Below are 24,582 nucleotides of genomic sequence, written 5' to 3' on the forward strand. Positions count from 1 at the left end.
AGAAAGGATATGATTCCTTGATACCTAAAATATTAATTGTAGATGATGATCCGCATATTAGAGAACTTGTTTCTGTATTTTTGGAACGAGAAGGTTTTCAAACATATGAGGCCGTTGATGGATTAGATGCTCTTCGAAAAATAGAAGAAGTGAAAGTCGATATGGCGATTCTTGATATTATGATGCCAAATATGGATGGGTTTGATTTGTGTTTTGAATTAAGAAAATACTATGATATTCCGATTTTGATGCTAACTGCTAAAGGAGAAACATCTCAAAAGATAAAAGGGTTTCACCTCGGAACAGATGATTATCTTGTGAAACCCTTTGATCCTTTAGAATTAGTTGTGAGAGTGAAGGCATTATTGAAACGTTACCAAATTACAGTATCTCAGTCTATTCAAGTTGGGAATGTACTGTTAAATCGTAAAACATTTGAAGTTAACGCCGGAGAACAAACGGTCACATTGCCTCTAAAAGAATTTGAGTTACTCTTTACATTAGGATCTAAGGCGGGAAGAACTTGTTCAAGAGAGCAATTAATTGAAGACGTATGGGGATATGATTTTGAAGGGAATGAACGCACGCTAGACGTTCATATTAATCGGTTGCGTGAAAAGTTTCAAGAAGAGCAATCGAAGTTTAGTATAAAGACGATAAGGGGTTTAGGGTATCGCTTAGAGGTAAGTAAATGAGACAAAGAAAACGAATGAGTAAGATGAAGATGTTAAAAATAATGGGGGCGATAATAGCGCTCTTTACTTTTCTTACTATAATTTGGTCTATAGCCTTTTTTGTATCGTCTAGTGTAATGAAAGCTTTGGAAATAAACGTATCGCCTTTTGTTACGTTTCTAATTAGTGATATGGTCGGCTTTGTATTCATTGTTCTTATTTGGGTATTGATCGGAATATTAATGAGACCGAAGCGAGAAGCGATGATTTGGACGATCGTTGAACCGATACAAAAAATTGCAAAAGGAGATTTCTCCGTAAAAATACGAAATGAAGAAAAGTATGATGGAGAGATTGGAGTACTCGTAAAAAGTATAAATGATATGACAGATGAACTGAATGCGATGGAGAAACTGCGCCAGGAATTTGTATCGAATGTTTCTCATGAAATACAGTCACCATTAACTTCTATAAAAGGATTTGCTAGAGCGCTACAAGATGATAATCTGCCAGCTGAAAAAAGAAAGCATTATCTTACCATTATTGAAACTGAAACAACGAGATTATCTAAACTGAGTCAAAATTTATTAAAGTTAACACTTTTAGAATCAGAAGAGTATGTACCAGAAAGAGTGACTTATCGATTAGATCAGCAGTTAAAGCAAGTTGTATTAAATAGTGAACCGCTTTGGGCTGAAAAAGAAATTGAGTTAGACCTTGATTTAGAAAAAGTGCAAATGACTGCTGACCAAGAAAGTATGAGTCAAGTATGGATCAATTTAATTCATAACAGTATTAAATTTACTCCAAGTGGTGGTACGATTACAATTCAGTTAAAAGAACATAAGAAATTAGTGGAAGTACGTATTCATGATACGGGAATTGGTATATCAGAGGAACAGAAGCAGCATGTTTTTGAACGTTTTTATAAAGCAGATTCTTCACGGAATCGCGCTTATGGAGGAAGTGGCTTAGGTTTGGCGATTGTAAAAAAAGTACTCGACCTTCATCAAGGAGAAATAAAATTCGAAAGCGTGGAAGGGAATGGTACAAAATTTATTGTACGTATTCCAAATCATGAAGAAAAATAGTGTTAGGAGGAGAACCTTCTAACACTATTTTTTTTAAAAAATGCATTTACCATTACCATAGTTACCTATAAGTAACCTACGCACATGAAAGTGCATCATTGCCTTTTTGCATAAATATAGATACACTTTTAATATAATAAACAACTGAGATGATTAAGGAGTGTTACACTTGGCAGAATTATTACAAGGAAAAAATGCTTTAATTACAGGAGCAGGTAGAGGGATTGGTCGCGCTGTAGCGATCGCATTAGCGAAAGAAGGCGTAAATGTTGGTCTTTTAGCTCGTTCAGAAGAAAACTTAAAAGCAGTTGCGAAAGAAGTAGAAGCAGAAGGCGTAAAAGCTGTTATTGCGACTGCTGACGTATCTTCATATGAAGAGGTGACTACTGCAATTGAAACGTTAAAAAATGGTTTAGGATCTATCGATATTTTGATTAATAACGCTGGCATTTCTAAGTTCGGTAAGTTTTTAGAACTAGAAGTTGCTGATTGGGAAAAAATCATTCAAGTAAACTTAATGGGTGTATACTATGCAACCCGCGCCGCTTTACCAAGCATGATTGAACAACAATCTGGTGATATTATTAATATTTCATCTACAGCAGGACAAAAAGGTGCACCTGTAACAAGTGCATATAGTGCTTCTAAATTTGGTGTTCTTGGTTTAACAGAATCGTTAGCAATGGAAGTTCGTAAACATAACATTCGTGTAACAGCGTTAACTCCAAGTACAGTAGCAACTGACATGGCTGTAGACTTAGGATTAACTGATGGAAACCCTGATAAAGTAATGCAAGCAGAAGATATTGCAGAGTTTATCGTAGCGCAGCTGAAATTAAATAAACGTACATTTATTAAATCTGCTGGACTTTGGTCTACTAATCCGTAAGGGCTAAAGTTATAAATAAAGAAGGGATATCTATTCTGTAATGGAATGGGTGTCCCTTCTTTATTTTTTGTATATGAAACAGAATTTTCGGTATAATTAAATATGAATGGTAGAAAAGTATTAAAAACTTTAAGGGGATGGTATTTACATGAGTACGATTGAGAAATGGACGGCTGTGGATCAATATATGAGTGATGTATTAATACCGAAAGATTCTACATTAGAAGAAGTTCTTCTAGCAAATGTTGCAGCTAATTTGCCGGCACATGATGTATCGCCAACTCAAGGGAAGTTTTTACAACTATTAGTACAAATTCAAGGAGCTCGTAATATTTTAGAAATTGGCACTCTAGGCGGATATAGCACTATATGGCTTGCAAGAGCATTGCCATCTGGAGGGCGAATTGTTACATTAGAAGCAAGTGAAAAGCATGCTGAAATTGCACGGAGCAATATTGAACGTGCCAATTTGAATGATAGAATAGAAATACGAGTAGGATTAGCGTTAGATTCTTTACAGAAAATAGAAAACGAGAAGTATGAACCATTTGATTTTATTTTCATAGATGCTGATAAACAAAATAATCCGGCTTATTTTGAATGGGCAATGAAACTATCACGCCCTGGTACTGTAATTATTGGGGATAACGTAGTACGTGAAGGAGAAGTTATTGACAATACTAGCAGCGATCCTCGTGTACAAGGGATACGCCGATTCTATGAATTAATAGCTGCTGAGCCGCGTGTAAGTGCTACGGCGCTTCAAACTGTCGGAAGTAAAGGGTATGATGGATTTGTAATGGCAGTCGTTAAAGAATGATGTAAGGAGATAAGTGGAATGAAAAAGATGTTTCAAAAATTATAACATGTATCGTGTGTAACAAAGTTAGCCCGAGGACCTCCAACATACATAACAATATAAGTTTATATAAAAAATTGGAGGTTAGGAATAGATGAGAACTGAAAAAGAAATGCTAGACTTAATTATAAATACAGCAAAAGAGGATGAAAGAATTCGAGCTGTCATTATGAATGGGTCACGTGTGAATCCAAATGTGAAAAAAGATTGTTTCCAAGACTATGATATTATTTATGTTGTAAAAGATATACAATCTTTTACGTGTAATCATAGTTGGATTCATAGATTTGGAGAAATAATGATTGTGCAAATGCCGGAAGAAATGTCGTTAGTTCCAGCGGATGAAGACGGGAAATTTCCGTATTTAATGCAGTTTATGGATGGAAACCGGATTGATTTAATGCTAGTTCCAGTGGGTTTAATAAATAAATTTATTGGACAGGATAGTTTAAGTAAATTACTACTGGATAAAGACAATTGTATTGGAGAATTTCCGCCAGCAAGTGATAAAGATTACGTTATAAAAAAGCCTACAGAAAAAGAGTTTTTCGATTGCTGTAATGAATTTTGGTGGTGCAGCACAAATGTAGGGAAAGGGTTATGGAGAGAGGAATTTTCTTATGCGAAAGGAATGCTTGAAGGCCCTGTACGAGATATGTTAATCGTAATGATAGAATGGCATATTGGCATGAAAACAAATTTTACAGTGAATACCGGAAAGTTTGGTAAGCATTTCGAGCAATATGTTGAAAAAGATACGTGGGAGCAATTTAGAAAGACATTTTCAAATGCAGAATATGAAAATATATGGCAGTCATTCTTTGTAATGGGAGATCTATTTAGGGAAGTTGCGAACGAAATTGCTAACGCTTATGGATATCAATACCCGCAAGGTGATGATGACAGGGTGACAAGTTATTTAAAACATGTGAAAGTTTTGCCGAAAGATAGTACATCGATTTATTAATTTTATAAAGCAGTAAGACTGTCCTAATTATGGACAGTCTTATTTTTGTATATTGATAAGAATTTCTCTAACAAAGTGCAGATGAATCACATATGAAATTTTAGGGAGGTTTTTATCATGTATTATTTTTATGCGCCAGAAATGTTCGTTCCATTTCAGTTGGGGACAGAACGTAATATTTCGTATGCTTATATGCCATATCATTCATTTTATTATGGAGACTATATAAACGCATTGCCATACGCATTACATGTTCCTCAAAATTATGAAGCCCAAATGAAAGAAGAGGATCGAGGGTCATGGACACCATTTTCATGGGTCGAAAAATATGCGTATGCATTTTCAGGACCATACAATAAAGCAGAAGTAGCTCTTACATTTGATGATGGACCAGATTTAGTATTTACTCCAAAAATTTTAGATAAGTTAAAACAACATAATGTGAAAGCTACATTCTTCTTGCTTGGTGAAAATGCAGAAAAGTTTCCGAATGTAGTAAAGCGTATCGCGAATGAAGGGCATGTAATTGGTAATCATACGTATAGCCATCCGAATTTAGCGAAAGTAAATGAGGCTGAGTACCATAATCAAATTATAAAAACGGAAGAAATATTAAATCGTTTAGCTGGTTATGCACCGAAATTTATTCGTCCACCATATGGTGAAATACTTGAAAATCAATTGAAGTGGGCAACAGAGCAAAATTTTATGATTGTACAGTGGAGTGTTGATACAGTTGATTGGAAAGGGGTAAGTGCTGATACGATTACAAATAATGTGTTAGGGAATTCATTTCCAGGTAGTGTCATACTTCAACATTCGACTCCAGGTGGACATTTGCAAGGGTCTGTAGATTCGCTAGACAAAATCATTCCGCAGTTAATAACGAAAGGAGCACGTTTTGTAACACTTCCAAGCATGTTCCAGACATCGAAAGAAAGAAAATAAACAAATATGCCACTAATTGGAAAATGTAGGGTTATACCGTATAATGAAAGTGTAAGTTAGGGGGGATATAATTGATGGATGCACTAGTAAACATAGGAATAAGCATATTGATTGGTATTATATTTATACTTGCGGCCCTTATTCTTCAAAAAAATCCACCGACGGATATTAACGCAGCATACGGTTACCGTACGAAACGATCTATGAAAAATAAGGAATTATGGGATGCAGGTAACAGGTATAGTGCAGAAGTGATGAAACAAAATGGATTCATTATGATGTTAATTGGAAGTGTTATTAGTATACTGTTTAGATATCCACATACAATGATAGCGATTATGGTTATTATGCTGTTGTTAATCATTCGCTTATTTATGAGAGTAGAGAAAAGATTAAAGATACTTGAACAATAATGAGAAATAAAATAGGACTTCCGCACAATATAAGCTGGAAGTCCTATTTTATTTACAAACTATTATTTTTTAGCAATTCTTTTCCTTGTTCTATAACAAATTCATAGTATTCAAGGTCATAGGGATAAATATCTTCAAATGTTATCGTTATCGGTTTACTATTTAAAACAGAAATAGTCGTTAAAGATGAAATATCTCTTTTTAATAGTTGTAGAAAAGAAGTTGCATGTACTTTCATCACGTCGTCTACTTCTTCACCCGGTGCAAATGGAAGTGGTTGTATTACATTGTGAAAATACATATGACAAAACTCACGATCAGTAAGATTTGAAATTTCATAATCTATTTTAAAGATTCCGTTGTATGCTAAATCAGTCGTTTGAAAGGAAAGCCCCAATTCTTCTTCAATTTCACGAAGGCCGCCGATTTGTACATCTTCATCATGCATAATGTGTCCAGCGGATGTAATATCCCATATACCCGGAGCTTCTTTTTTATTTTTAGAGCGTAATTGGAAATATAAGAACATATCCTCAGCATCTTTTTCTACAAACCAGCAATGAAATGTTTCGTGCCAATCACCGTCACGATGTACTTCATCACGTAATTTCTTTCCAAGTGTATTTCTTTCAGGATCAAATATTGTTAACCACTCTGTCATTTTAATTCCCCTTTCTGCAAATTTTATTATACAATATTTGTATTGAATTTTGGGAAAATAAAGAAAAAGGAGTGATTATAAGTGAAGAGAGAGAGTAAGGAAATAAAATCAATAATTTCAACTGAGGAAGAATTACGACAAATATTGGGGCAACCAAGTGAACGTGCTTTGAAAAAAGTTATTTCATCACTTGATCATCATTGTGTAGATTTTCTGTCTAAATCTCCTTTTCTAGTATTATCTACTGCAAATAAATTAGGAGAGTGTGATGCTTCGCCGAGAGGAGACGCACCTGGATTTGTATATGTATTAAATAAAAATAAAATTATCATTCCAGAAAGGCCGGGTAATCGTCGTATAGATTCAATTTTAAATATTATTTCAAATCCGCACGTAGGGTTAATCTTTTTTATTCCTGGTCTTGGGGAAACACTCCGAATAAACGGTAAAGCATATATTACAAACGATGAAGAAATTTTGAAAGAAATGCAGGCGAATGGACGTAATCCGTTACTTGGAATTGTTGTTGAAATAGAAGAATGCTATATTCATTGTGCAAAAGCTTTTATTCGTTCAAAAATGTGGGACCCAGAGTCATGGTTAAATAAAATAGAGTTACCTTCAGCTGCAAAGATGTTACGGGAGCATGCGAAAGTGAATGCTTCAGAAGAGGAAGTTGCACGTTCTTTAGAAGAAAGTTATACGAAAAGATTGTATTGAAAATGTTTTATAAATATAGTTTTAGGAAGTGGGAGGCTTCTCGTTTTAGAATGAATTATTTATATATGAACTGCTGATTTACAAGTTAGAAATTTAAAATATAGGTAATAAGAGAAGTCTTTGTAAAATGTTATTGTGAAATATAATGAGAAATTATCTTTAAAATAGTAAATAAAAATAGGCTTGCTTTTTAAAATTTTCATAACTATAATAAGTTAACAAATAGACATGAACGAAAAAGTAACGATAAGGACATGAGATGATTTTTACGGTTTACAGAGAGGGAAGCCAAGGCTGTGAGCTTCCTAACACGAAAAATGATCTTACCACCTTTGAACTTCAATAGTGAACGAGTAATCTAGTAATTATTGACGGTATCAGCCGTTATCTGAACTTGAGCAACCTAGAAGGAAATAAGCCTGGGTTGGAACAAGGGTGGAACCACGAAAACACATTCGTCCCTTTCCTAGGGATGAGTGTGTTTTTTTATAGTTATTAGATTGAAAATTAAAAATAATTAAAAAATAGTATTGATTTTGTTTTTTATGCGAGTATAATGAGTTAACAAATATATATGAACGGAAAAGTAACGATAAGGACATGAAATCATTTTTACGGTTTACAGAGAGGGAAGCCAAGGCTGTGAGCTTCCTAACACGAGAAATGATCTTACCACCTTTGAACTTCAATAGTGAACGAGCAATCTAGTAATTATTGACGGTATCAGCCGTTATCTGAACTTGAGCAATCTAGAAGAAAATAAGTCTAGGTTGGAACAAGGGTGGAACCACGAAAACACATTCGTCCCTTTCCCAGGGATGAGTGTGTTTTTTTTATTACTTTGGAAGGAGGTGCGGTAACATGAAACGATTAGTACGTACGGAAATAACCACCACCTGCATGAAAAAATGGCAGAGCAAGGTGATTGATAGAGATAAAAAATAAAATTTTAGGAGGAGATTAGAAGATGAATAATGTTATTAATGTTGGGGTATTAGGGTTAGGTACTGTCGGAAGTGGTGTTGTCCATATTTTGAAAGAACATTATAAAAAAATCACTCTTGATACAGGATATGAAGTAAAGGTAAAGACAGTCGTTGTACGTGATTTGGAAAAAGAACGTGATGTTTGCATTGATGGAATCGTAGTAACAAGTAATGTTGATGAAGTTCTAAATGATTCAAATATTGATATTGTAGTAGAGGTAATGGGCGGAATTGAAGAAGCGAAAGAGCATATTGTGAAGGCTTTACAAAGTAAGAAACATGTCGTAACAGCAAATAAAGATTTAATGGCCGTATACGGTGCGGAGCTTTTGCAACTGGCAAATAAAAATGAATGTGATTTATGTTATGAAGCAAGTGTAGCGGGTGGGATTCCGATATTAAGAGGATTAACAGACGGGCTAGCGTCAGATCAAATTGAAAAAATAATGGGAATCGTAAATGGAACAACAAATTATATGTTAACAAAGATGAGTCAAAATGGATGGTCGTATGAAGAGGCTTTACAGGAGGCACAAAAATTAGGTTTCGTAGAATCCGATCCAACAGCGGATGTAGATGGGCTAGATGCTGCGAGAAAGGTAGCAATTCTTGCTAACTTAGGTTTTTCGATGAATGTTTCTTTAGATGATGTTCAAGTTAGAGGTATTCGAAAGGTTGAAAAAGAAGATTTAGAGATGGCCGAAAAATTAGGATTTACTATGAAATTAATTGGTAAAGCTGAAAAACAAGGATCATCCATTCACTTAAGTGTAGAACCGACTTTATTACCAAGTCATCATCCGCTATCGAATGTGAATAATGAATTCAATGCGGTGTATGTTCACGGTCAAGCAGTAGGAGAAGTGATGTTTTACGGACCTGGAGCTGGGAAGTTACCAACTGGTTCTGCTGTAGTAAGTGACATTATTTCAATCGTTAAAAATATGAATCAAGTTCCGAAAAATAAAAGTGTATTAAAAGAACCGGAGCCGTATGAATTACAAGGAGATGAAGAAGTAGTTTCGAAATACTTTTTGCGTATTTCATTACGAGATGAGCCTGGAATGTTACAAAAAATAACAGAATGTTTCGTTGATTATTCTGTGAGTTTAAAAGAGGTAATTCAATTACCTTTGAATCGTGAGCTTGCAGAAGTCGTTGTTGTGACGCATCGAACTTCAAAATATCAATTCGAACAAGTTTTAGGGGCGATAGAAGATGTCGCAAGTGAAATAAACAGTTACTACATTATTGAGGAGGAAAAACAATATGTATAAAGGACTATTAAAACAGTATGCTTCTTATTTACCAGTGAATGAAAACACACCTGATGTCAGCTTAATGGAAGGAAATACACCCCTTATTCCATTATTAAATATATCAAAACAATTAGGGATTCAGTTATACGGAAAGTATGAAGGAGCGAATCCAACAGGTTCTTTTAAAGATCGTGGTATGGTAATGGCCGTTGCAAAGGCGAAAGAAGAAGGGGCAGAGGCAATCATTTGTGCATCTACAGGTAATACATCGGCATCGGCTGCAGCTTATGCGGCACGCCTCGGGATGAAATGTATTATCGTAATACCAGAAGGGAAAATTGCGCATGGGAAATTAGCGCAAGCAGTTGCTTATGGAGCGGAGATTATTTCAATAGAAGGGAATTTTGATGATGCACTTAGAGCTGTAAGAAATATTGCTGCAGAAGAGCCGATAACATTAGTAAACTCAGTGAATCCTTATCGAATTGAAGGGCAAAAAACAGCGGCATTTGAAATTTGTGACCAGTTGCAAAACGCACCAGATGTTCTAGCTATCCCTGTTGGAAATGCTGGGAATATTACAGCATATTGGAAAGGGTTCTGTGAATACGAGAAAGAAAAAGGCTATAAGAAGCCAAGAATTCACGGTTTTGAAGCGGAAGGGGCGGCGGCAATTGTAAAAGGACATGTCATTGAGGCACCTGAAACGATTGCAACAGCGATTCGCATCGGTAATCCAGCAAGTTGGTCGTATGCAGTAGAGGCAGCCGAGCAGTCTAATGGTGAAATAGATATGGTGTCAGATGAAGAAATATTACATGCGTATAGATTGTTAGCAAAAACTGAAGGAGTTTTCGCAGAGCCAGGATCGAATGCATCATTAGCGGGCGTAATTAAACATGTTCAATCTGGAAAAATCAAAAAAGGCGAAACAGTTGTTGCAGTTTTAACTGGAAATGGTTTAAAAGATCCTGATATCGCAATTTCTTCTAATAAATTTGATATTGCAAGTGTGTCAAATGATATAGAACAAATTAAAGATCATATTAAAGGGGTGATTATGTCGTGATACCATTAAGAGTTCGTGTTCCTGCTAGTACAGCGAATGTTGGACCAGGATTTGATTCTGTTGGAATAGCTTTGTCATTATATTTAGAAGTGAGTGTAAAGGGAGAAGCTGATAAGTGGCAAGTGATACATTCTTTTGACGATTCAATTCCAACAGACGATAAAAATTTAATTGTTAGCACGGCATGTAAAGTATGTCCTTCTTTATCACCCCATATAATAGAAGTTACTAGTAATATTCCGCTGACAAGAGGGCTAGGAAGTAGTGCATCAGCGATTGTAGCAGGAATAGAGCTTGCGAATCAACTTGGAAATTTACATTTAACAACTGATCAAAAGGTCCAAATTGCTACAAATTTTGAAGGACATCCAGATAATGTTGCTGCTTCTATTTTAGGTGGAACTGTAATCGGAGCACTGGATGGCAAGAATGTTTCGGTTGTAAGGATTGAAAGTAAGGAATTAGGCGTAATTTCTCTTATTCCGAATGAAGAGCTAAATACGGATGAAAGTCGATCTGTATTACCAGAGATGTTTCCGTTTCATGAAGCGGTTAAGGCTAGTGCGATAAGTAACGTATTAGTAGCTGCGTTATGTCAAAAGAAGTGGGAAGTTGTAGGTGAAATGATGGAAAGAGATCATTTCCACGAGCCATATCGTTTAGAACTTGTACCGTTATTACCATCAATTCGTAAATGTGCAAAAGAATTCGGAGCATATGGCACAGCGCTTAGTGGCGCGGGACCATCCATTTTTATTTTAACTCCGTATGAGAAGCGTCAAGAAATTGCTGAGCAATTAGCAAGAGTATTTGCAGCTATGAAAGTATGTGAGCTTGAAATCGATCATAAAGGGATTACTGTAAATAAGGAAGAACATATTGGATTATAAAGAAAGCTAGCATCGCTAGCTTTCTTTAAGTTATGGGGAATTTATTTTAACTAGGATTTTTTGGGAGTAATAATATTTTAGAAAGAGAATATAAAATGAATATTAATTTTAGAGGTGATTATATGAGTTCAAAAGAGTCACCAGAAGAAAAAAGAGAGCGTATGAGACAAAGTGAATTGAAAAATAATCCTACCGGTTCTTTGAATGATGGACTCAACAGGGCGGAATCAGGTAGCCCTGTTGATAGGACAGGTGGTATGAATTGGAAAGGTACAGGGATATTAATTTTAGTGCTAGTTTTAGGATATATTATATACAGTTACTTTTTCAGTTAAGGAACCTTGTTAAAATTTTGATTTGTTTGAACTCATAATTAGTAAAAATGAACTTATTTTTACACTTTGAAGAGGGTCGTCCAAAAAAATTGGACGGCCCTCTCTTATTATTTGTGTTCGATATAATTTCATGTACTGTTGCAAATTTACCCAATAAGAACATGACTCCATTTCAAAGTTCGGCTTTTGGGGTAGGCCCTATTATTTTTTGCCACATTCCTGTAACAAAGCACCTGTATATTCAGTGGTGGAGGTGCAGAAGATGAAAAAAATGATAGCAATATGTCTTCTTACTACTATGTCATTTTCGACTTTAGTCGGGTGTGATGTAAAAGGTAATAATGCTTTACAAGAGTCTAAAATAAAGAAAGCGACGTATAAAGATTTTACTTACGATGTAAATCCAGAGACTTTCACGTTAACTGTAGAACATGATGGTGTAAAGGAACAGGCATCACAACCGTTACCGAAAATGAAGGTGTCGAATTTAAAAAAAGACAAGGATCGCACATCGTGGGAATATCCAGATCAAAAAGTAAAAGTAAACTTAGAAAAGAAAAAAGAGCACTTAAATATTGAAGTGGAATCGACTGGTGCAGAAAGTTTTACATGGCCGAAAGTACAAGCTGAAAATTATACACTTCCGTTATGGGAAGGTAAGCAAATTCCAAGTAATGATGAGAATTGGAAGAAGTTTTTAAAGGATGATGCATATTCATTTGCTGAATCATTTTCTATGAAGTTTTTTGCATTAAATGGTTCTAAATATTCGATCGTATATATTGCGAATAATATGTTTAATAATGAATTGAAATTTCATTCAGATCCGAAAATAGGGTTTGATTTTACACATGAATTCCCGAGTATAAATAAAAATAAAACATATGGCTTTCAATTATATGTGACAAATAATGATGCAGTAAGTATCGCAAAACTATACAAGGACAATATTATTGAAAAAGGTGAATTTAAAACATTACAAGAAAAGGCAAGAAAAAATAAAGAAATTGAAAAACTTTACGGTGCAGGTCATTTTTATTTTTGGAATCAAAATGGTTTATCAGAAAGTAATGTAATTTGGCCAAAGCTAAGGGAGCAAATAAATAGTCCGCTGTTTAGCCATATAAAAGAGCTTATTCAAAAGAATAGTTCAGAGCCTGGGGAACTGAATGTATTTGAACAAGTAAGTAAACAAGATTTCATTGATAAGTATCAAAAAAATGTTATTTTGCGTTATGTAAACGAAGCATTATCAATGAAGGAATTGTATAAAGAGGATATTTTCCCGAAAGTTGATCAGGAAGCTAGTGTGTTATTAAAGAAAGGTGTAGATCACTTATCGAAGACAGAGCTGTATAGCTTAAATAAACATTTACTAAAGTCAGTACTCGGTGATGCGGTTGAAGAAGTAAGTAAATGGGGTAATGCAGATGGAACGGATATACTAAAGGAAATGAAAGAGGCCGGGATAGAAAAGGCGTGGATTGGTCTACCGAACTGGGAACAAGGATATATGCAACCTAATTTCGTTACAGAAGCTAAGAAAATGGGATATTTAGTTGGTCCGTATGATTCTTATCATTCCATTCATGAAAAAGGTGATAAAAATTGGAACACAGCGTCCTTTAATGATCCAACGTTATATGAAGAGGGTACTGTAACGAAGAAAAATGGAGAGAAAGTGCAAGGGTTTTTAGGGAGAGGCCGAAAATTAAATCCGACATTATCACTTCCTAGTGTAAAAGAACGAATGAACGATATATTACAAAATGGCCCTAAATATAATTCATGGTTTATTGATTGTGACGCGACGGGCGAAATTTATGATGATTATTCAACAAAACATGTAACGACACAAGAACAAGATTTAAAAGCACGATTAAAACGAATGGATTATATTGCACAAGAAAAAGGTATGGTAGTTGGCTCAGAGGGCGGAAATGATTTTGCGAATAGTACGATTGCATTTGCTCATGGCATTGAAACACCAGTTATTAAGTGGGACGATGAAGATATGAGGAAAAATAAAACAAGCCCGTATTATGTCGGTGGGTATTGGTCACCAAATCAAAATGTTCCTGAAAAATATGCAAAACAAGTACCGTTGAAAGAAGAATATAAACAAGTATATTTAAATCCGGTATATTCGGTACCGTTATATAAATTAGTATACAATGATTCCGTTATTACAACGCATCACTGGGAATGGGGAAGTTTGAAAGTAAAAGATGAGGTAGGAAATCGTATGTTGTATGAGTTATTGTATAATGTTCCTCCTTTGTACCATTTAGATGAAGTAGAGTGGAATAAGCATAAAAAAGAAATTACAGAGCATCTGAAATTTTGGAATGAAGTTCATGAAAAGGCAGTAAAAGAAGAAATGACGAACTTTGCATATTTGTCAGAAGATAAGTTAGTACAATCTGCTTCATATGGAAAAAACATTAAAATCATTGTGAATTTCTCTAATGATGATGTGGAAATAGAACAAACGAAAATAAAAGCAAAGTCAGCTTTAATTAATAATAATGGGAAGCAAATAATATACACACCAAATGAGAAATAATAAAGTGAAACTTTAATCAGTGGGGGATTTATCTCTCACTGATTATTAGTCATCACCAATCAAAATTTTACGGCACAAACTTGACTCTTTATTCCTACTAAATTGTGAGGTGAAAATCTTACTACCTCAAATAACAGAATGATAATTCTGTAAATCTGAATGTTCCGAAGTGTTGGGTTTTTTAAGTTGATAAATAGTGACTTGCCAAAAATAAGCACAAGAGTATAATGTGAAATGGAATACATGTTGGATTCATGAAGTAACCTTACAAAATTGTAAGGTAATTGAAAGGAAATTCAATATGAAGATTAATAGACTTACATTATACTAGGGAAAGAGAAAGAGAGGCGAATGGGTATGAGCTCTGAATTAGAACAAAACACGAGAAGTAATAAAAAACGTTCTAAAAGAAAGTCATTAAAATGGTTCATTTTAATTCCATTTTTCCTACTTATTTTTGGAGGAGTAGGATATGGATCGTTTATATATAACAAAGCAAAAGCTGTTGTAAGTGATGCGTATGCAAAAATTGATAAGTCATCAAAGCGTGATAAAGAAGTTGAACCTTTAAAGGATAACATTTCAATATTAATCATGGGTGTAGATGGAAGTGAAATGAGAAAAAGCCAATACGGCGAAGCAGTTCGGACAGATGCACTTTTATTAGCGACAATTAATAAAGATGATAAGTCAGTTAAATTAGTAAGTATTCCACGTGATTCACGTGTTTATATTCCATCTAGAAAAAAATTAGATAAAATTACACACGCACACGTATTTGGTGGTGTTGAAAGTACACGAGATACAGTGGAACGATTTTTAAATGTTCCAGTTGATTATTATGTGAAGTTTAACTTTGAGTCATTTGTACAAATTGTAGATTCAATTGGTGGTATTGATATTGATGTACCGGTTGCTTTCACTGAACAAGATAGTAAAGACCAAGCAGGTATGATCCATTTAGAAAAAGGTTACCAACATTTAAATGGTGAACAAGCCCTTGCACTTGCGAGAACGCGTAAAATTGACAGTGACGCAATGCGTGGTCAAAGACAACAACTTGTAATTGAAGCAATTGCGAAAAAAGCTATGTCTGTTCAATCAATTAGCAAAATGGGCTCTTTACTTAATGCAGTGGATAACAACATGAAAACAAACTTAACGTTTGATGATATGCTTGCTATTACGAAAAATATGGCTGGATCTGACCTGCAAATGGAAAAAATGCAAATAGAAGGAACGGATAAACGTATTGGTGGTATTTATTATTACATTCCAAACGAAAAAAATGTGAAAGATATTTCGAATAAGTTAAATGAGCATTTAGGTGTTACACCAAAACCAACTCGAAATGAATAAGTATAAAAAAAGGTTGGCCTCAGCCAATCTTTTTTTATGGAAATGGATTGCTTTATTTGTTTTTTTAGTAGAAAAGCTACTAGGTTTTTCAAGTCTACATTCAAATCATTTAAATTTATATAAACAAAAGGTGTAATTGTACGATATACTAGAGGAGAATAATTGGTAATTAACTCCTAAAGTAGAGAAAATAGATTCATCTCATTACAAATTGAAAGCGAATTGAATTGATGGAAGATCAAACAGGTTAAAACAAATCTTCTTGAAAGTTGTACATAGTGCAATCAAGAATTGGTATGAAAAGAATAAAGAGTTTGTTGAGGCAGGAACAACAATTTTGATAAAACTCCCACTATAATTTATATAAAGTTTATATAGTGTAATAAGAATAAATAGATGTATAATTATATTGGGTGATTTATATATAAGATTAATAGGGAGAGGGAATCGATAGAATGGAAAAAGCTTTTAATATTAAACGAGTAGTAGTCGTTTTAATAGCGATTGCAGCAGTAGCTATTGGGTATTTCATGTTTCAATCTATTACTTCACCAGCAAAAGCTGTTGCGAAACAAGAAAATGTAATACAGCTTGCAAGTGAACAACCGAAAGTTGAAATGAATAAAACGGCACCAAGTCGTTTTAATGGACAGGAAAGAAAAGTTGCTTACCTTACATTTGATGATGGGCCAGGAAAATATACGGCTGAATTATTGAATATGTTAAAACAGCATGATGCGAAGGCGACATTCTTTTTAATTGGTGCGAATGTGAAACAGTTTCCTGATTTAGTAAAACGTGAAAATGCAGAAGGACATTATGTTGGAATGCATAGTATGACACACAATTTTGCGAAGTTATATAAAAATGGCGAGTATGTTAATGAAATGAAAGAAGATCAAGGCTTAATCGCAAATATTATTGGGAAAGCCCCTAAATTAACACGTCCTCCATACGGATCGATGCCTGGTTTAAATGAAGGTCTCCGAAATAAAGTAGTTGAGGATGGTTTAAAAGTGTGGGACTGGACAATTGACTCTTTAGACTGGAAATACAATAAAGTGCCAGTTGATGCAGCGGCAGCGCAAATCGCTCAAAATGTATTAGCTGGTGCAACAAAACCGCAAGAAGTCATTTTAATGCATGACATTCACCCGCAATCAGTTGCTGCTGTGCCAGCAATTTTAAAGGGTCTAAAAGAAAAAGGTTATGAATTTGAGGCATACCATGAAGAGAATCACTTCCCAGTGAATTTCTGGCACGATAACCGTATGTAATTGGAGGAATTGAAGTTGAAGTATGGAAAAGTAGCAGTAGTTGGAGCATTATCAGTAGGATTATTATCAGGTTGTTTCGGTGAAAAACCAGAAGAAAATTTATATACGGCTTTTGAAACAGCAGCGACACAAGAAAAATCGTTAGCTGATGATACGAAAAAGTTAGAGCAATTAGAAAAGCAAGGGCAAGAACTATATTCTCAAATTTTACAAGAAGGTAAAGAACATAATGAAGCAGTCACGAAGAAGATAGAGGAAGCTACTGCAAATGTAAATGAGCGTGAGAAAGTATTGAAAAACGAGAAAGAACTGTTAGAGAAAGCTCAGAAGGAGACGAAATCAGTTCAAAGCAATATAGAGAAGCTTGAAGATAAGAAATTACAAAAACAAGCTAAAGCAGTAGAAGAGTCGTATAAAAACCGTTATGCTGCATTCCAAAAAATGAATGAGGATTACACGAAGGCGTTAGCGAATGAAAAAGAGCTGTATGAAAAATTAAAAGTAAAAGAAACGAAGTTAAAAGAAATTGGTGAAAAAGTTAAAACTGTTAATGAGTTAAATGTGGAAGCGCAAAAGGCGAAAGAACAATTTAACAATTATACAAAAGAGTATAATGATAATAAATTAGCATTTTATAAAGATGCACAAATTAAAATTAAAGAACAAAAATAAAGAAAGATCTTAATTATAATAAAAAGCCGGGGAAACATTGTCAAAAATGTTTTTTCGGTTTTTTACTTTAAATGAATAGAAAAGACTGGAATTGATATCATAAAAGAGTTATAGTGAAATATTCGAAGGGAAACATTGTAAAGTAAGGAGAATGAATTATGTCATATGAATTTTTATTCAAATTAGGTTTAGCACTCTTTTTAGGATTATTCATCGGAATAGATAGGCAGCTAAAGAATAAACCGCTTGGTGTGAAAACAAGTATGGTTATTTCCGTAGCGAGTTGTTTAATTACAATGGTTTCAATTGAATCAGTGAATGTTTATTCTGTACCGGGTCATACAAACATGGATCCAATGCGTCTCGCTGCTCAAATTGTAAGTGGTATCGGTTTTCTTGGAGCAGGGGTAATTTTACGAAGAAATAATGACGTTATTTCAGGATTAACGACAGCTTCTATGGTATGGGCCGCTTCAGCACTAGGTATTGCGATTGGTGCAGGGTTTTATATACAAGCGACGGTTGCCATGATTTTAATTATATTAGCGATTAATGTACTTCCTCAACTTGTGAAAATCGCAGGACCGTATTCATTGAGACAAAAGGACTTGTCGATAAAAATTACCGTAAACAAACATCGAGAGTTAGACGGGATTTTTAAGCAAATTAAAAATTTAAATATGCAAGTGAAACGAGTGAAAATTAAAGATATTGATAATGGGGCATCTCAGCAATTGGAAATGGTCATTTTAGCTCCAGAAGATTTATATACAACTGAATTATATAGTTCTTTAAAAGAAATCGATCATGTTGTATCTGTTGAAGTTGAAAGTAGATAAAAAAAGAGTGGAAAGGGTGATGAAAATTCACTCTTTTTTTATATGGGAAAAAACATTTTGCTATAATCATTTACAAAAGGGGATGCAAATGATGGAGATACATATTCGAAGGGCAACGAAAGATGATATTGCAGGTATAGTAAAAGTGCATGTGGAGAGCTGGAAAACCACATATAAAGGGATATTCGCTAACGAAATTTTAGAAAATGTAACATTCGAACAAAGAAAAAAGCAATGGGAAAACATTTTTCAAAAAGAAGACAATCTACAATATAGATTTATAGCAGAGATGTTAACTGGAGAAATTATTGGATTTATCGATGGTGGAACTGAAAGAATGGGTACATATAATTGTGATATGGAATTATATGCGATTTACATTTTACAAGATTATCAAGGTTTGAAAGTAGGGAAAAGATTATTTCAAGCTTTACTGTCAGAATGTATAAATAATAATATGGAATCTCTTTTAGTTTGGGTAGTTTCTAATAATCCTTCTAAAAAGTTTTATGAAAAATATAATCCGGAAAAAATTGACACGAAACTTTTAGAAAGACTAAATGTAGAAGAAATAGCATATGCTTGGCGAGATATGGATTGTTTATACAAATCACTATCAATTTAGAAGAAGATAATATTATTATGTAAACTTAATTTACAAGAATGAAAAAATACATCAATTATTATATTGGTGTATTTTTTGTTGATGGATTAAACGTTTTGAAAAGATGAAAAGTTTAGTTAGATAAAAAAATTCTGAAATATATCTTGAAATGATTATCATTATCAATTAGAATTATAGTTGATAATAAAATTCAACTGTCAGAAGTTTTATAAAAAAATGATAGTGTTCGTCTAAAAGAGGAGGAGCAGTATGCAGCATGCGAAACAAATCGCGGAACATGCAACAATACAAAGCTTTTTAAATTGTTATTTAAGAGAAACAGGAAGTGGAGAATGGATTACGGAGGATAAAAGGATAGAGGATATTTTCTGCCATTCATTTCAAAGAGATACTATCCCCACTTATTTATGCTGCCCTTTATCGGCACAAAACGTTACTTTGTATGGGGAAGTTATATATAAATCATCAACGGACCGTCATCTATTTGGAGAACAATTTTATTACCAAATTGGCGAAAATAAAAATGTTATTAAAGCAGATTATATTACGGTTATTATGTTTTTAATAAAGGAAATGTCTATTAACTATGGAGAAGGTACGAATCCTGATGAACTTATGCTTCGAGTTATTCGTAGTTGTCAAAATATTGAGAAGTTTATACAAGGAAGGGAGCAGGATATAGCTGAATTATATGGTTTCCATACGACTTTTATAGAGGCGGAGCAATCTTTATTATTTGGACATTTAACTCATCCTACACCAAAGAGTAGACAAGGTATATTGGATTGGAAAAGTTCAATGTATTCTCCTGAATTAAAAGGGGAGTGCCAACTTCACTATTTTCGGGCACATAAAAGTATAGTAAGTGAAAAATCATTGTTACAAGATTCTACAACGGCGATGATAAAAAAGGAATTAAAGAACGATGAAAAGGTAGGTCAAGAATTTATTGAAAAGTACTGTCAAGAAGATGAATATTCATTAATTCCAATCCATCCACTACAAGCAGAATGGCTATTACATCAATCTTATGTGCAAAATTGGATGAATCAAGGCGATCTTGAATATATCGGTCCAGTAGGTAAGTGTTATATGGCGACATCATCACTTAGGACGTTATATCATCCTCATTCCAAGTACATGCTTAAATTTTCATTCCCTGTAAAGGTGACGAATTCAATGCGTATTAATAAATTGAAGGAACTTGAGAGTGGTCCTGAAGGGAAGGAAATGTTAAATACTAAAATTGGTGAAGTGTTAGAAAAGTTTCCGGGGTTTGATTTTATATGTGATCCCGCCTTCATTACAATAAATTATGGTATGCAAGAGTCCGGATTTGAAGTAATTATTCGGGAGAATCCTTTTTATAGTGAAAATGAAAATGATGCAACGCTTATCGCTGGATTAGTACAAGATGCAATTCCAGGTGAAAGAACTCGTTTAGCGAATATTATCCACCGCTTAGCAGATTTAGAAGGTAGAAGCTGTGAAGAAGTAAGTTTAGATTGGTTTAAACGATATATGAATATCTCTTTAAAGCCGATGGTATGGATGTATTTACGTTATGGCGTTGCATTAGAAGCGCATCAACAAAATAGTGTTGTTCAATTGAAAGATGGTTATCCAGTTAAGTTTTACTTCCGTGATAATCAAGGTTTTTATTTCTGCAATTCAATGAAGTCAGTGCTAGATAATGAACTAGCCGGTATTGGCGAACGTACTGGAAATTTATATGACGATTATATTGTAGATGAAAGGTTTCGTTACTATTTAATTTTTAATCATATGTTTGGACTTATTAACGGTTTTGGTACAGCAGGATTAATTAAGGAGGAAATTCTTCTCTCTGAATTAAGGTCTGTACTTGAATCATTCCTTCCATATAACCGTGAGCCTTCTACATTTTTAAGAGAATTGTTGGAAGAGGATAAGTTGGCATGCAAAGCAAACTTGCTAACGAGATTTTTCGATGTTGATGAACTGACAAATCCTTTAGAGCAAGCAATTTATGTACAAGTAGATAATCCACTCGTTAGAGAAGTGGCTGTTCGTTCATAAGTAGTGCTAAAATTTCACGTAATACAAATAATGGAATTCAATATTCCGTATTATAGCGGAGGGATTTATGAAAGAAGAAGTTTATCACATAAAAATATTGAAGGCACTCCAATCAAAAGAGTACATTTCAGTAAGAAGAAGAGTATTCCGGCAATTAGTAGAATCGTTAATTTATGAAGAAATCATTACGCCGATTCGTATACAAAAGGGAGAGCAAATACTTTTTATTATACAAGGTCTTGATGAAAAGAATCAAAATGTAACGTACCAATGCTATGGACAAGAACGTATGACATTTGGGCGTATTTGTTTACATGACTCATTAATAATGAGAGTTCAAGATGAGGAAGAAGAAATACAATCAGTTTCACAATTTTTACAGGAGATTTTTCGAATTGTTCAAGTTGATCGAACGACATTGGATTCTTTTATTCAAGAATTAGAACAAACAATCTTTAAAGATACGATTGCACAATATGAGAGAAGTTGTGAAGAAGACTATCTTGCGAAATCTTATGATGAGCTTGAAAGTCATTTAATAGATGGACACCCGTATCATCCTAGTTATAAAGCACGCATCGGGTTTCAATATCGTGATAATTTTCAATATGGATTTGAATTTATGCAACCAATGAAAATTATATGGATTGCAGTTCATGAGAAATATACGACTGTAGGATATGAAAGTGAAGAGAGTTATAACTGTACCTTTAAAGAAGAAATTGGTGAAAAGAAAATCGAAGAGTATATGGATCGTATTCGAAAAATGGACTGTGATTCGAAGAAGTATATGTTTATACCTGTTCATCCTTGGCAGTGGGAGAACTTCATTATTCCGAATTATACTGACCATATACAGGATAAATATATTATTTATTTAGGGAAATCAGAAGATGATTATTGCGCGCAACAGTCGATGCGGACATTAAGAAATGTTACGAACCGAGCGAAACCATATGTAAAGTTATCAATGAATTTACTCAATACTTCAACTATCCGTACATTAAAACCACATTCGGTTGTGAGTGCACCTGCTATATCGAATTGGTTAAAAGATATAGTAGATCATGATCCGTATTTAAGGGATGAATCGCGTTTAATTTTGTTAAATGAATTTTCGAGTGTTACGTACGATGCGAATAAAAAAGCTACATATGGCTCATTAGGATGTATTTGGCGCGAAAGCGTTCACAAATATTTAAATAAGAAAGAAGAGGCAATCCCATTTAACGGTTTATATGCCAAGGGAAAAGATGGGACACCAATTATTGATTTGTGGTTAAAGAGATATGGAGTAGAAAGCTGGCTACAATTGCTTATTCGAAAGGCAATTATCCCAGTTGTACACCTCGTTGTAGAGCATGGAATCGCATTAGAATCACATGGACAAAACATGATTTTAGTTCATGAAGAAGGAATACCAGTCCGTATTGCACTAAAAGATTTTCATGAAGGACTGGAGTTTTATCGTCCATTTTTGAAAGAAATCGAAAAATGTCCTGACTTTACTAAAATGCATAAAACATATGCGAATGGTCAAATGAATGATTTCTTTGAAATGGACCGTATTGGATGTTTGCAAGAAATGGTTTTAGATGCGCTTTTCCTATTCAATCTAGGTGAACTGGCTTTCGTGTTGGCAGATGAGTATCAGTTGAAAGAGGAACAATTTTGGATCATTCTTGTTGAAGAAGTAGAAGATCATTTTGAAAGATTTTCACATTTGAAAGAACGTTTTGAAGCATTACAATTATATGCACCTACATTTCATGCAGAGCAATTAACGAAGCGGCGCTTATATATGGATGTGGAATCACTTGTTCATGAAGTTCCAAATCCGTTGTATAGAGCAAAGCAACTTACAATACAAAAATCAGTTGTTACAGGGGGAAATCATGCTAATCGTTAATAAACAAGAATTTAGCAAAAATGATTTTGAATTGAGATTACAAGGTTACGAGGGAGTGGAACAATTTCAAGAAGCAGAAGGAAATAGATTTGCACTTTGTCTGAAAGATCCATTCGATATTATTACGCTTGTGTTTTTCCTAAAAGAAAAAAGAGCATCTGTGCTACTTATTCATGAAGATACACCAAAGGATACAGCTATTGAAATGGCAAAGCGTGCAAAGTGTACTGCACTTTTATACGGAGAAAGTAACGACTTTACAAAATTAGAAGTTCCAAATCTATTACAAGAAGAACCGTCTTTATTGCAATATAGTTCAGGCACAACAGGAGAACCAAAACTAATTCGTAGAGCATGGACGGAAATTGAAACGGAAATTGCTGCTTACAATGAAGCTTTAAAATGTGAAGAAGACGAAGTGCCAATTGTAATGGCTCCAGTTTCACATTCATACGGATTAATTTGTGGCACGTTATCAGCAATTACGAGAGGTAGCAAGCCTATAATCATTACTAATAAAAACCCTAAATTCGCATTAAATATAGTTCGTAATACCGAAAAACATATCATATATACAGTACCACTTATGCTACATATTATGGGGAGTTTTCCACAAGGGACTTTTCAGTTTCATAAAATTATGACATCAGGATCACCATTGCCAGAACCGTTATTTTATAAGTTAAAAGGCATGACGAAATATATGATGCAGCAGTACGGCTGTTCTGAAGCTGGTTGCATTAGTATATGTCATGATATGAAGACACATTTAGACTTAGGGAAGCCACTTTCTCATGTAAGTATTAACATAGGTTCAAATGAAGATGAACCTGAAGAAATCGTAGTGAAAATTGCTGGAAAGGATATTTATACGAAAGATTTAGGGTATAAATCTGAGCAAGGCCTTCATTTCATGGGGCGAATAGATGATGTTATTAATGTGTCCGGTCTAAAGGTCTTTCCTATAGAAGTGGAAGAAACGATGCTTCGATTAGAAGGTATTCAGGAGGCGATTGTATACCGCGGCAAGCATCCTGTGATGGGGGAAATTGTAAAAGCGAAAGTAGTCTCTCGTATTGAACCAGTACAAATAAGAGAATGGTGCATACAGCATTTACCATTTTATAAAGTACCGCATGAAATTGAAAATGTAGCAGAGATTCCGAAAAATAAAACAGGGAAAGTAAGTCGTAAGTTATTAGAGATGGGAGAGATAACAACATGAGTCGTGAAATGTTAAAAGAAGCAGTTTTAAGCATTATGAGAGAAAAAATGGAACTGAAAAATGTAACGCATTTAGAAGAAACGATGCGTTTAAATCAAGATTTATATATAGATTCGGTAATGATGTTACAGCTTATAGTATACATAGAAATGGATTTAAAGCTATGCGTTCCAGAGGATGAGATAGACCCAAAGGCGTTTCTTACTGTAGGATCTTTGCTTGAATTTATGGAAGAGTTGCAGCCGTTACACGAAGTAAATGTGAATAACTAACCTTTTAGGAAAGTGGATG

23 protein-coding genes and 2 other annotated features are annotated in these 24,582 nt (G+C 34.2%); of the genes, 22 read left to right on the plus strand and 1 reads right to left on the minus strand.

Annotated elements, in window-relative coordinates; translation table 11 throughout:
* Positions 1-17: 17 nt before the first annotated feature.
* From hitR to MHB76_RS09455, 7 genes are all read left to right on the plus strand, one after another.
* Positions 18-695: an envelope stress response regulator transcription factor HitR gene (hitR, locus tag MHB76_RS09425; RefSeq protein WP_002158263.1), complete on the plus strand. Its 678-nt coding sequence runs from the start codon at positions 18-20 to the stop codon at positions 693-695.
* A complete protein-coding gene (hitS, locus tag MHB76_RS09430; protein WP_340986290.1) occupies positions 692-1,765 on the plus strand; it encodes an envelope stress sensor histidine kinase HitS in 1,074 nt (357 codons plus the stop codon). The genes hitR and hitS overlap by 4 nt, the downstream gene beginning before the upstream one ends.
* Before the next feature lie 169 nt (positions 1,766-1,934).
* Positions 1,935-2,654, plus strand: coding sequence for a 3-ketoacyl-ACP reductase (locus tag MHB76_RS09435; RefSeq protein ID WP_002012353.1), 720 nt, complete (start codon positions 1,935-1,937; stop codon positions 2,652-2,654).
* 148 nt (positions 2,655-2,802) lie between these two features.
* Positions 2,803-3,474 (plus strand): O-methyltransferase, encoded by a 672-nt coding sequence (locus MHB76_RS09440; protein WP_078173190.1) that lies wholly within the window; start codon positions 2,803-2,805, stop codon positions 3,472-3,474.
* A gap of 133 nt (positions 3,475-3,607) precedes the next feature.
* Positions 3,608-4,480, plus strand: coding sequence for an aminoglycoside 6-adenylyltransferase (locus MHB76_RS09445; protein WP_002158260.1), 873 nt, complete (start codon positions 3,608-3,610; stop codon positions 4,478-4,480).
* A 117-nt stretch (positions 4,481-4,597) separates the two neighbouring features.
* A complete protein-coding gene (locus MHB76_RS09450; protein WP_078173191.1) occupies positions 4,598-5,428 on the plus strand; it encodes a peptidoglycan-N-acetylglucosamine deacetylase in 831 nt (276 codons plus the stop codon).
* A gap of 74 nt (positions 5,429-5,502) precedes the next feature.
* Positions 5,503-5,841 carry an SdpI family protein gene (locus tag MHB76_RS09455; RefSeq protein WP_002158258.1) on the plus strand — a complete coding sequence of 113 codons (339 nt, stop codon included), beginning with the start codon at positions 5,503-5,505 and terminating at the stop codon, positions 5,839-5,841.
* Positions 5,842-5,893: 52 nt separating this feature from the next.
* Here MHB76_RS09455 and MHB76_RS09460 read toward each other — a convergent pair whose 3' ends face one another.
* Positions 5,894-6,502 carry an NUDIX hydrolase gene (locus MHB76_RS09460; protein ID WP_078173192.1) on the minus strand — a complete coding sequence of 203 codons (609 nt, stop codon included), beginning with the start codon at positions 6,500-6,502 and terminating at the stop codon, positions 5,894-5,896.
* A gap of 81 nt (positions 6,503-6,583) precedes the next feature.
* Here MHB76_RS09460 and MHB76_RS09465 point away from each other — a divergent pair, with 81 nt between their 5' ends.
* The 15 genes from MHB76_RS09465 to asbD all read left to right on the plus strand — a co-directional run bounded on the left by MHB76_RS09465 (position 6,584) and on the right by asbD (position 24,563).
* Entirely contained in the window at positions 6,584-7,222 is a 639-nt protein-coding gene (locus MHB76_RS09465; RefSeq protein WP_078173193.1) for a pyridoxamine 5'-phosphate oxidase family protein, read from the plus strand.
* 234 nt (positions 7,223-7,456) lie between these two features.
* Positions 7,457-7,688 (plus strand) — a binding site (T-box leader).
* A 114-nt stretch (positions 7,689-7,802) separates the two neighbouring features.
* Positions 7,803-8,034: a binding site (T-box leader), on the plus strand.
* Positions 8,035-8,189: 155 nt separating this feature from the next.
* Complete coding sequence (locus tag MHB76_RS09470; protein ID WP_078173194.1) at positions 8,190-9,485, plus strand: homoserine dehydrogenase; 1,296 nt, start codon at positions 8,190-8,192, stop codon at positions 9,483-9,485.
* On the plus strand, positions 9,478-10,536 hold the full coding sequence (thrC, locus tag MHB76_RS09475) for a threonine synthase (protein ID WP_215556052.1): 1,059 nt from the start codon (positions 9,478-9,480) through the stop codon (positions 10,534-10,536). The genes MHB76_RS09470 and thrC overlap by 8 nt, the downstream gene beginning before the upstream one ends.
* Positions 10,533-11,426, plus strand: a complete 894-nt coding sequence (gene thrB, locus MHB76_RS09480; protein ID WP_340986296.1) for a homoserine kinase — start codon at positions 10,533-10,535, stop codon at positions 11,424-11,426. The genes thrC and thrB overlap by 4 nt, the downstream gene beginning before the upstream one ends.
* A 122-nt stretch (positions 11,427-11,548) precedes the next feature.
* Complete coding sequence (locus tag MHB76_RS09485) at positions 11,549-11,761, plus strand: DUF6366 family protein (protein WP_131231300.1); 213 nt, start codon at positions 11,549-11,551, stop codon at positions 11,759-11,761.
* A gap of 262 nt (positions 11,762-12,023) precedes the next feature.
* Entirely contained in the window at positions 12,024-14,327 is a 2,304-nt protein-coding gene (locus tag MHB76_RS09490; protein WP_340986297.1) for a glycoside hydrolase, read from the plus strand.
* 357 nt (positions 14,328-14,684) lie between these two features.
* Positions 14,685-15,686, plus strand: coding sequence for an LCP family protein (locus tag MHB76_RS09495; protein ID WP_340986299.1), 1,002 nt, complete (start codon positions 14,685-14,687; stop codon positions 15,684-15,686).
* 455 nt (positions 15,687-16,141) lie between these two features.
* Positions 16,142-16,963: a peptidoglycan-N-acetylglucosamine deacetylase gene (locus tag MHB76_RS09500; RefSeq protein WP_002158249.1), complete on the plus strand. Its 822-nt coding sequence runs from the start codon at positions 16,142-16,144 to the stop codon at positions 16,961-16,963.
* 15 nt (positions 16,964-16,978) lie between these two features.
* Positions 16,979-17,635: a YkyA family protein gene (locus MHB76_RS09505; protein ID WP_088078367.1), complete on the plus strand. Its 657-nt coding sequence runs from the start codon at positions 16,979-16,981 to the stop codon at positions 17,633-17,635.
* Between the two features lie 158 nt (positions 17,636-17,793).
* On the plus strand, positions 17,794-18,474 hold the full coding sequence (locus tag MHB76_RS09510) for an MgtC/SapB family protein (protein WP_002158246.1): 681 nt from the start codon (positions 17,794-17,796) through the stop codon (positions 18,472-18,474).
* An 88-nt stretch (positions 18,475-18,562) separates the two neighbouring features.
* Positions 18,563-19,099 (plus strand): GNAT family N-acetyltransferase, encoded by a 537-nt coding sequence (locus MHB76_RS09515; RefSeq protein WP_033714695.1) that lies wholly within the window; start codon positions 18,563-18,565, stop codon positions 19,097-19,099.
* Between the two features lie 249 nt (positions 19,100-19,348).
* Positions 19,349-21,157 carry an IucA/IucC family protein gene (locus MHB76_RS09520; RefSeq protein WP_340986302.1) on the plus strand — a complete coding sequence of 603 codons (1,809 nt, stop codon included), beginning with the start codon at positions 19,349-19,351 and terminating at the stop codon, positions 21,155-21,157.
* A gap of 67 nt (positions 21,158-21,224) precedes the next feature.
* Entirely contained in the window at positions 21,225-23,066 is a 1,842-nt protein-coding gene (locus tag MHB76_RS09525) for an IucA/IucC family protein (RefSeq protein ID WP_340986304.1), read from the plus strand.
* Positions 23,053-24,291 (plus strand): AMP-binding protein, encoded by a 1,239-nt coding sequence (locus MHB76_RS09530; protein ID WP_078181408.1) that lies wholly within the window; start codon positions 23,053-23,055, stop codon positions 24,289-24,291. Before MHB76_RS09525 ends, MHB76_RS09530 begins: the two co-directional genes overlap by 14 nt.
* On the plus strand, positions 24,288-24,563 hold the full coding sequence (asbD, locus tag MHB76_RS09535) for a petrobactin biosynthesis protein AsbD (RefSeq protein ID WP_340986305.1): 276 nt from the start codon (positions 24,288-24,290) through the stop codon (positions 24,561-24,563). The genes MHB76_RS09530 and asbD overlap by 4 nt, the downstream gene beginning before the upstream one ends.
* Positions 24,564-24,582 lie beyond the last annotated feature (19 nt).

This window comes from Bacillus sp. FSL M7-1345, assembly GCF_038006985.1.
GTDB lineage: Bacteria > Bacillota > Bacilli > Bacillales > Bacillaceae_G > Bacillus_A > Bacillus_A cereus_U.

Coding starts and splice junctions, on each gene's coding strand:
- hitS (WP_340986290.1), top strand. CDS start 692: ATGAGACAAAGAAAACGAATGAGTAAGATGAAGATGTTAAAAATAATG.
- MHB76_RS09440 (WP_078173190.1), top strand. CDS start 2,803: ATGAGTACGATTGAGAAATGGACGGCTGTGGATCAATATATGAGTGAT.
- MHB76_RS09445 (WP_002158260.1), top strand. CDS start 3,608: ATGAGAACTGAAAAAGAAATGCTAGACTTAATTATAAATACAGCAAAA.
- MHB76_RS09450 (WP_078173191.1), top strand. CDS start 4,598: ATGTATTATTTTTATGCGCCAGAAATGTTCGTTCCATTTCAGTTGGGG.
- MHB76_RS09455 (WP_002158258.1), top strand. CDS start 5,503: ATGGATGCACTAGTAAACATAGGAATAAGCATATTGATTGGTATTATA.
- MHB76_RS09460 (WP_078173192.1), bottom strand. CDS start 6,502: ATGACAGAGTGGTTAACAATATTTGATCCTGAAAGAAATACACTTGGA.
- MHB76_RS09470 (WP_078173194.1), top strand. CDS start 8,190: ATGAATAATGTTATTAATGTTGGGGTATTAGGGTTAGGTACTGTCGGA.
- thrC (WP_215556052.1), top strand. CDS start 9,478: ATGTATAAAGGACTATTAAAACAGTATGCTTCTTATTTACCAGTGAAT.
- MHB76_RS09485 (WP_131231300.1), top strand. CDS start 11,549: ATGAGTTCAAAAGAGTCACCAGAAGAAAAAAGAGAGCGTATGAGACAA.
- MHB76_RS09490 (WP_340986297.1), top strand. CDS start 12,024: ATGAAAAAAATGATAGCAATATGTCTTCTTACTACTATGTCATTTTCG.
- MHB76_RS09495 (WP_340986299.1), top strand. CDS start 14,685: ATGAGCTCTGAATTAGAACAAAACACGAGAAGTAATAAAAAACGTTCT.
- MHB76_RS09500 (WP_002158249.1), top strand. CDS start 16,142: ATGGAAAAAGCTTTTAATATTAAACGAGTAGTAGTCGTTTTAATAGCG.
- MHB76_RS09510 (WP_002158246.1), top strand. CDS start 17,794: ATGTCATATGAATTTTTATTCAAATTAGGTTTAGCACTCTTTTTAGGA.
- MHB76_RS09515 (WP_033714695.1), top strand. CDS start 18,563: ATGATGGAGATACATATTCGAAGGGCAACGAAAGATGATATTGCAGGT.
- MHB76_RS09520 (WP_340986302.1), top strand. CDS start 19,349: ATGCAGCATGCGAAACAAATCGCGGAACATGCAACAATACAAAGCTTT.
- MHB76_RS09525 (WP_340986304.1), top strand. CDS start 21,225: ATGAAAGAAGAAGTTTATCACATAAAAATATTGAAGGCACTCCAATCA.
- MHB76_RS09530 (WP_078181408.1), top strand. CDS start 23,053: ATGCTAATCGTTAATAAACAAGAATTTAGCAAAAATGATTTTGAATTG.
- asbD (WP_340986305.1), top strand. CDS start 24,288: ATGAGTCGTGAAATGTTAAAAGAAGCAGTTTTAAGCATTATGAGAGAA.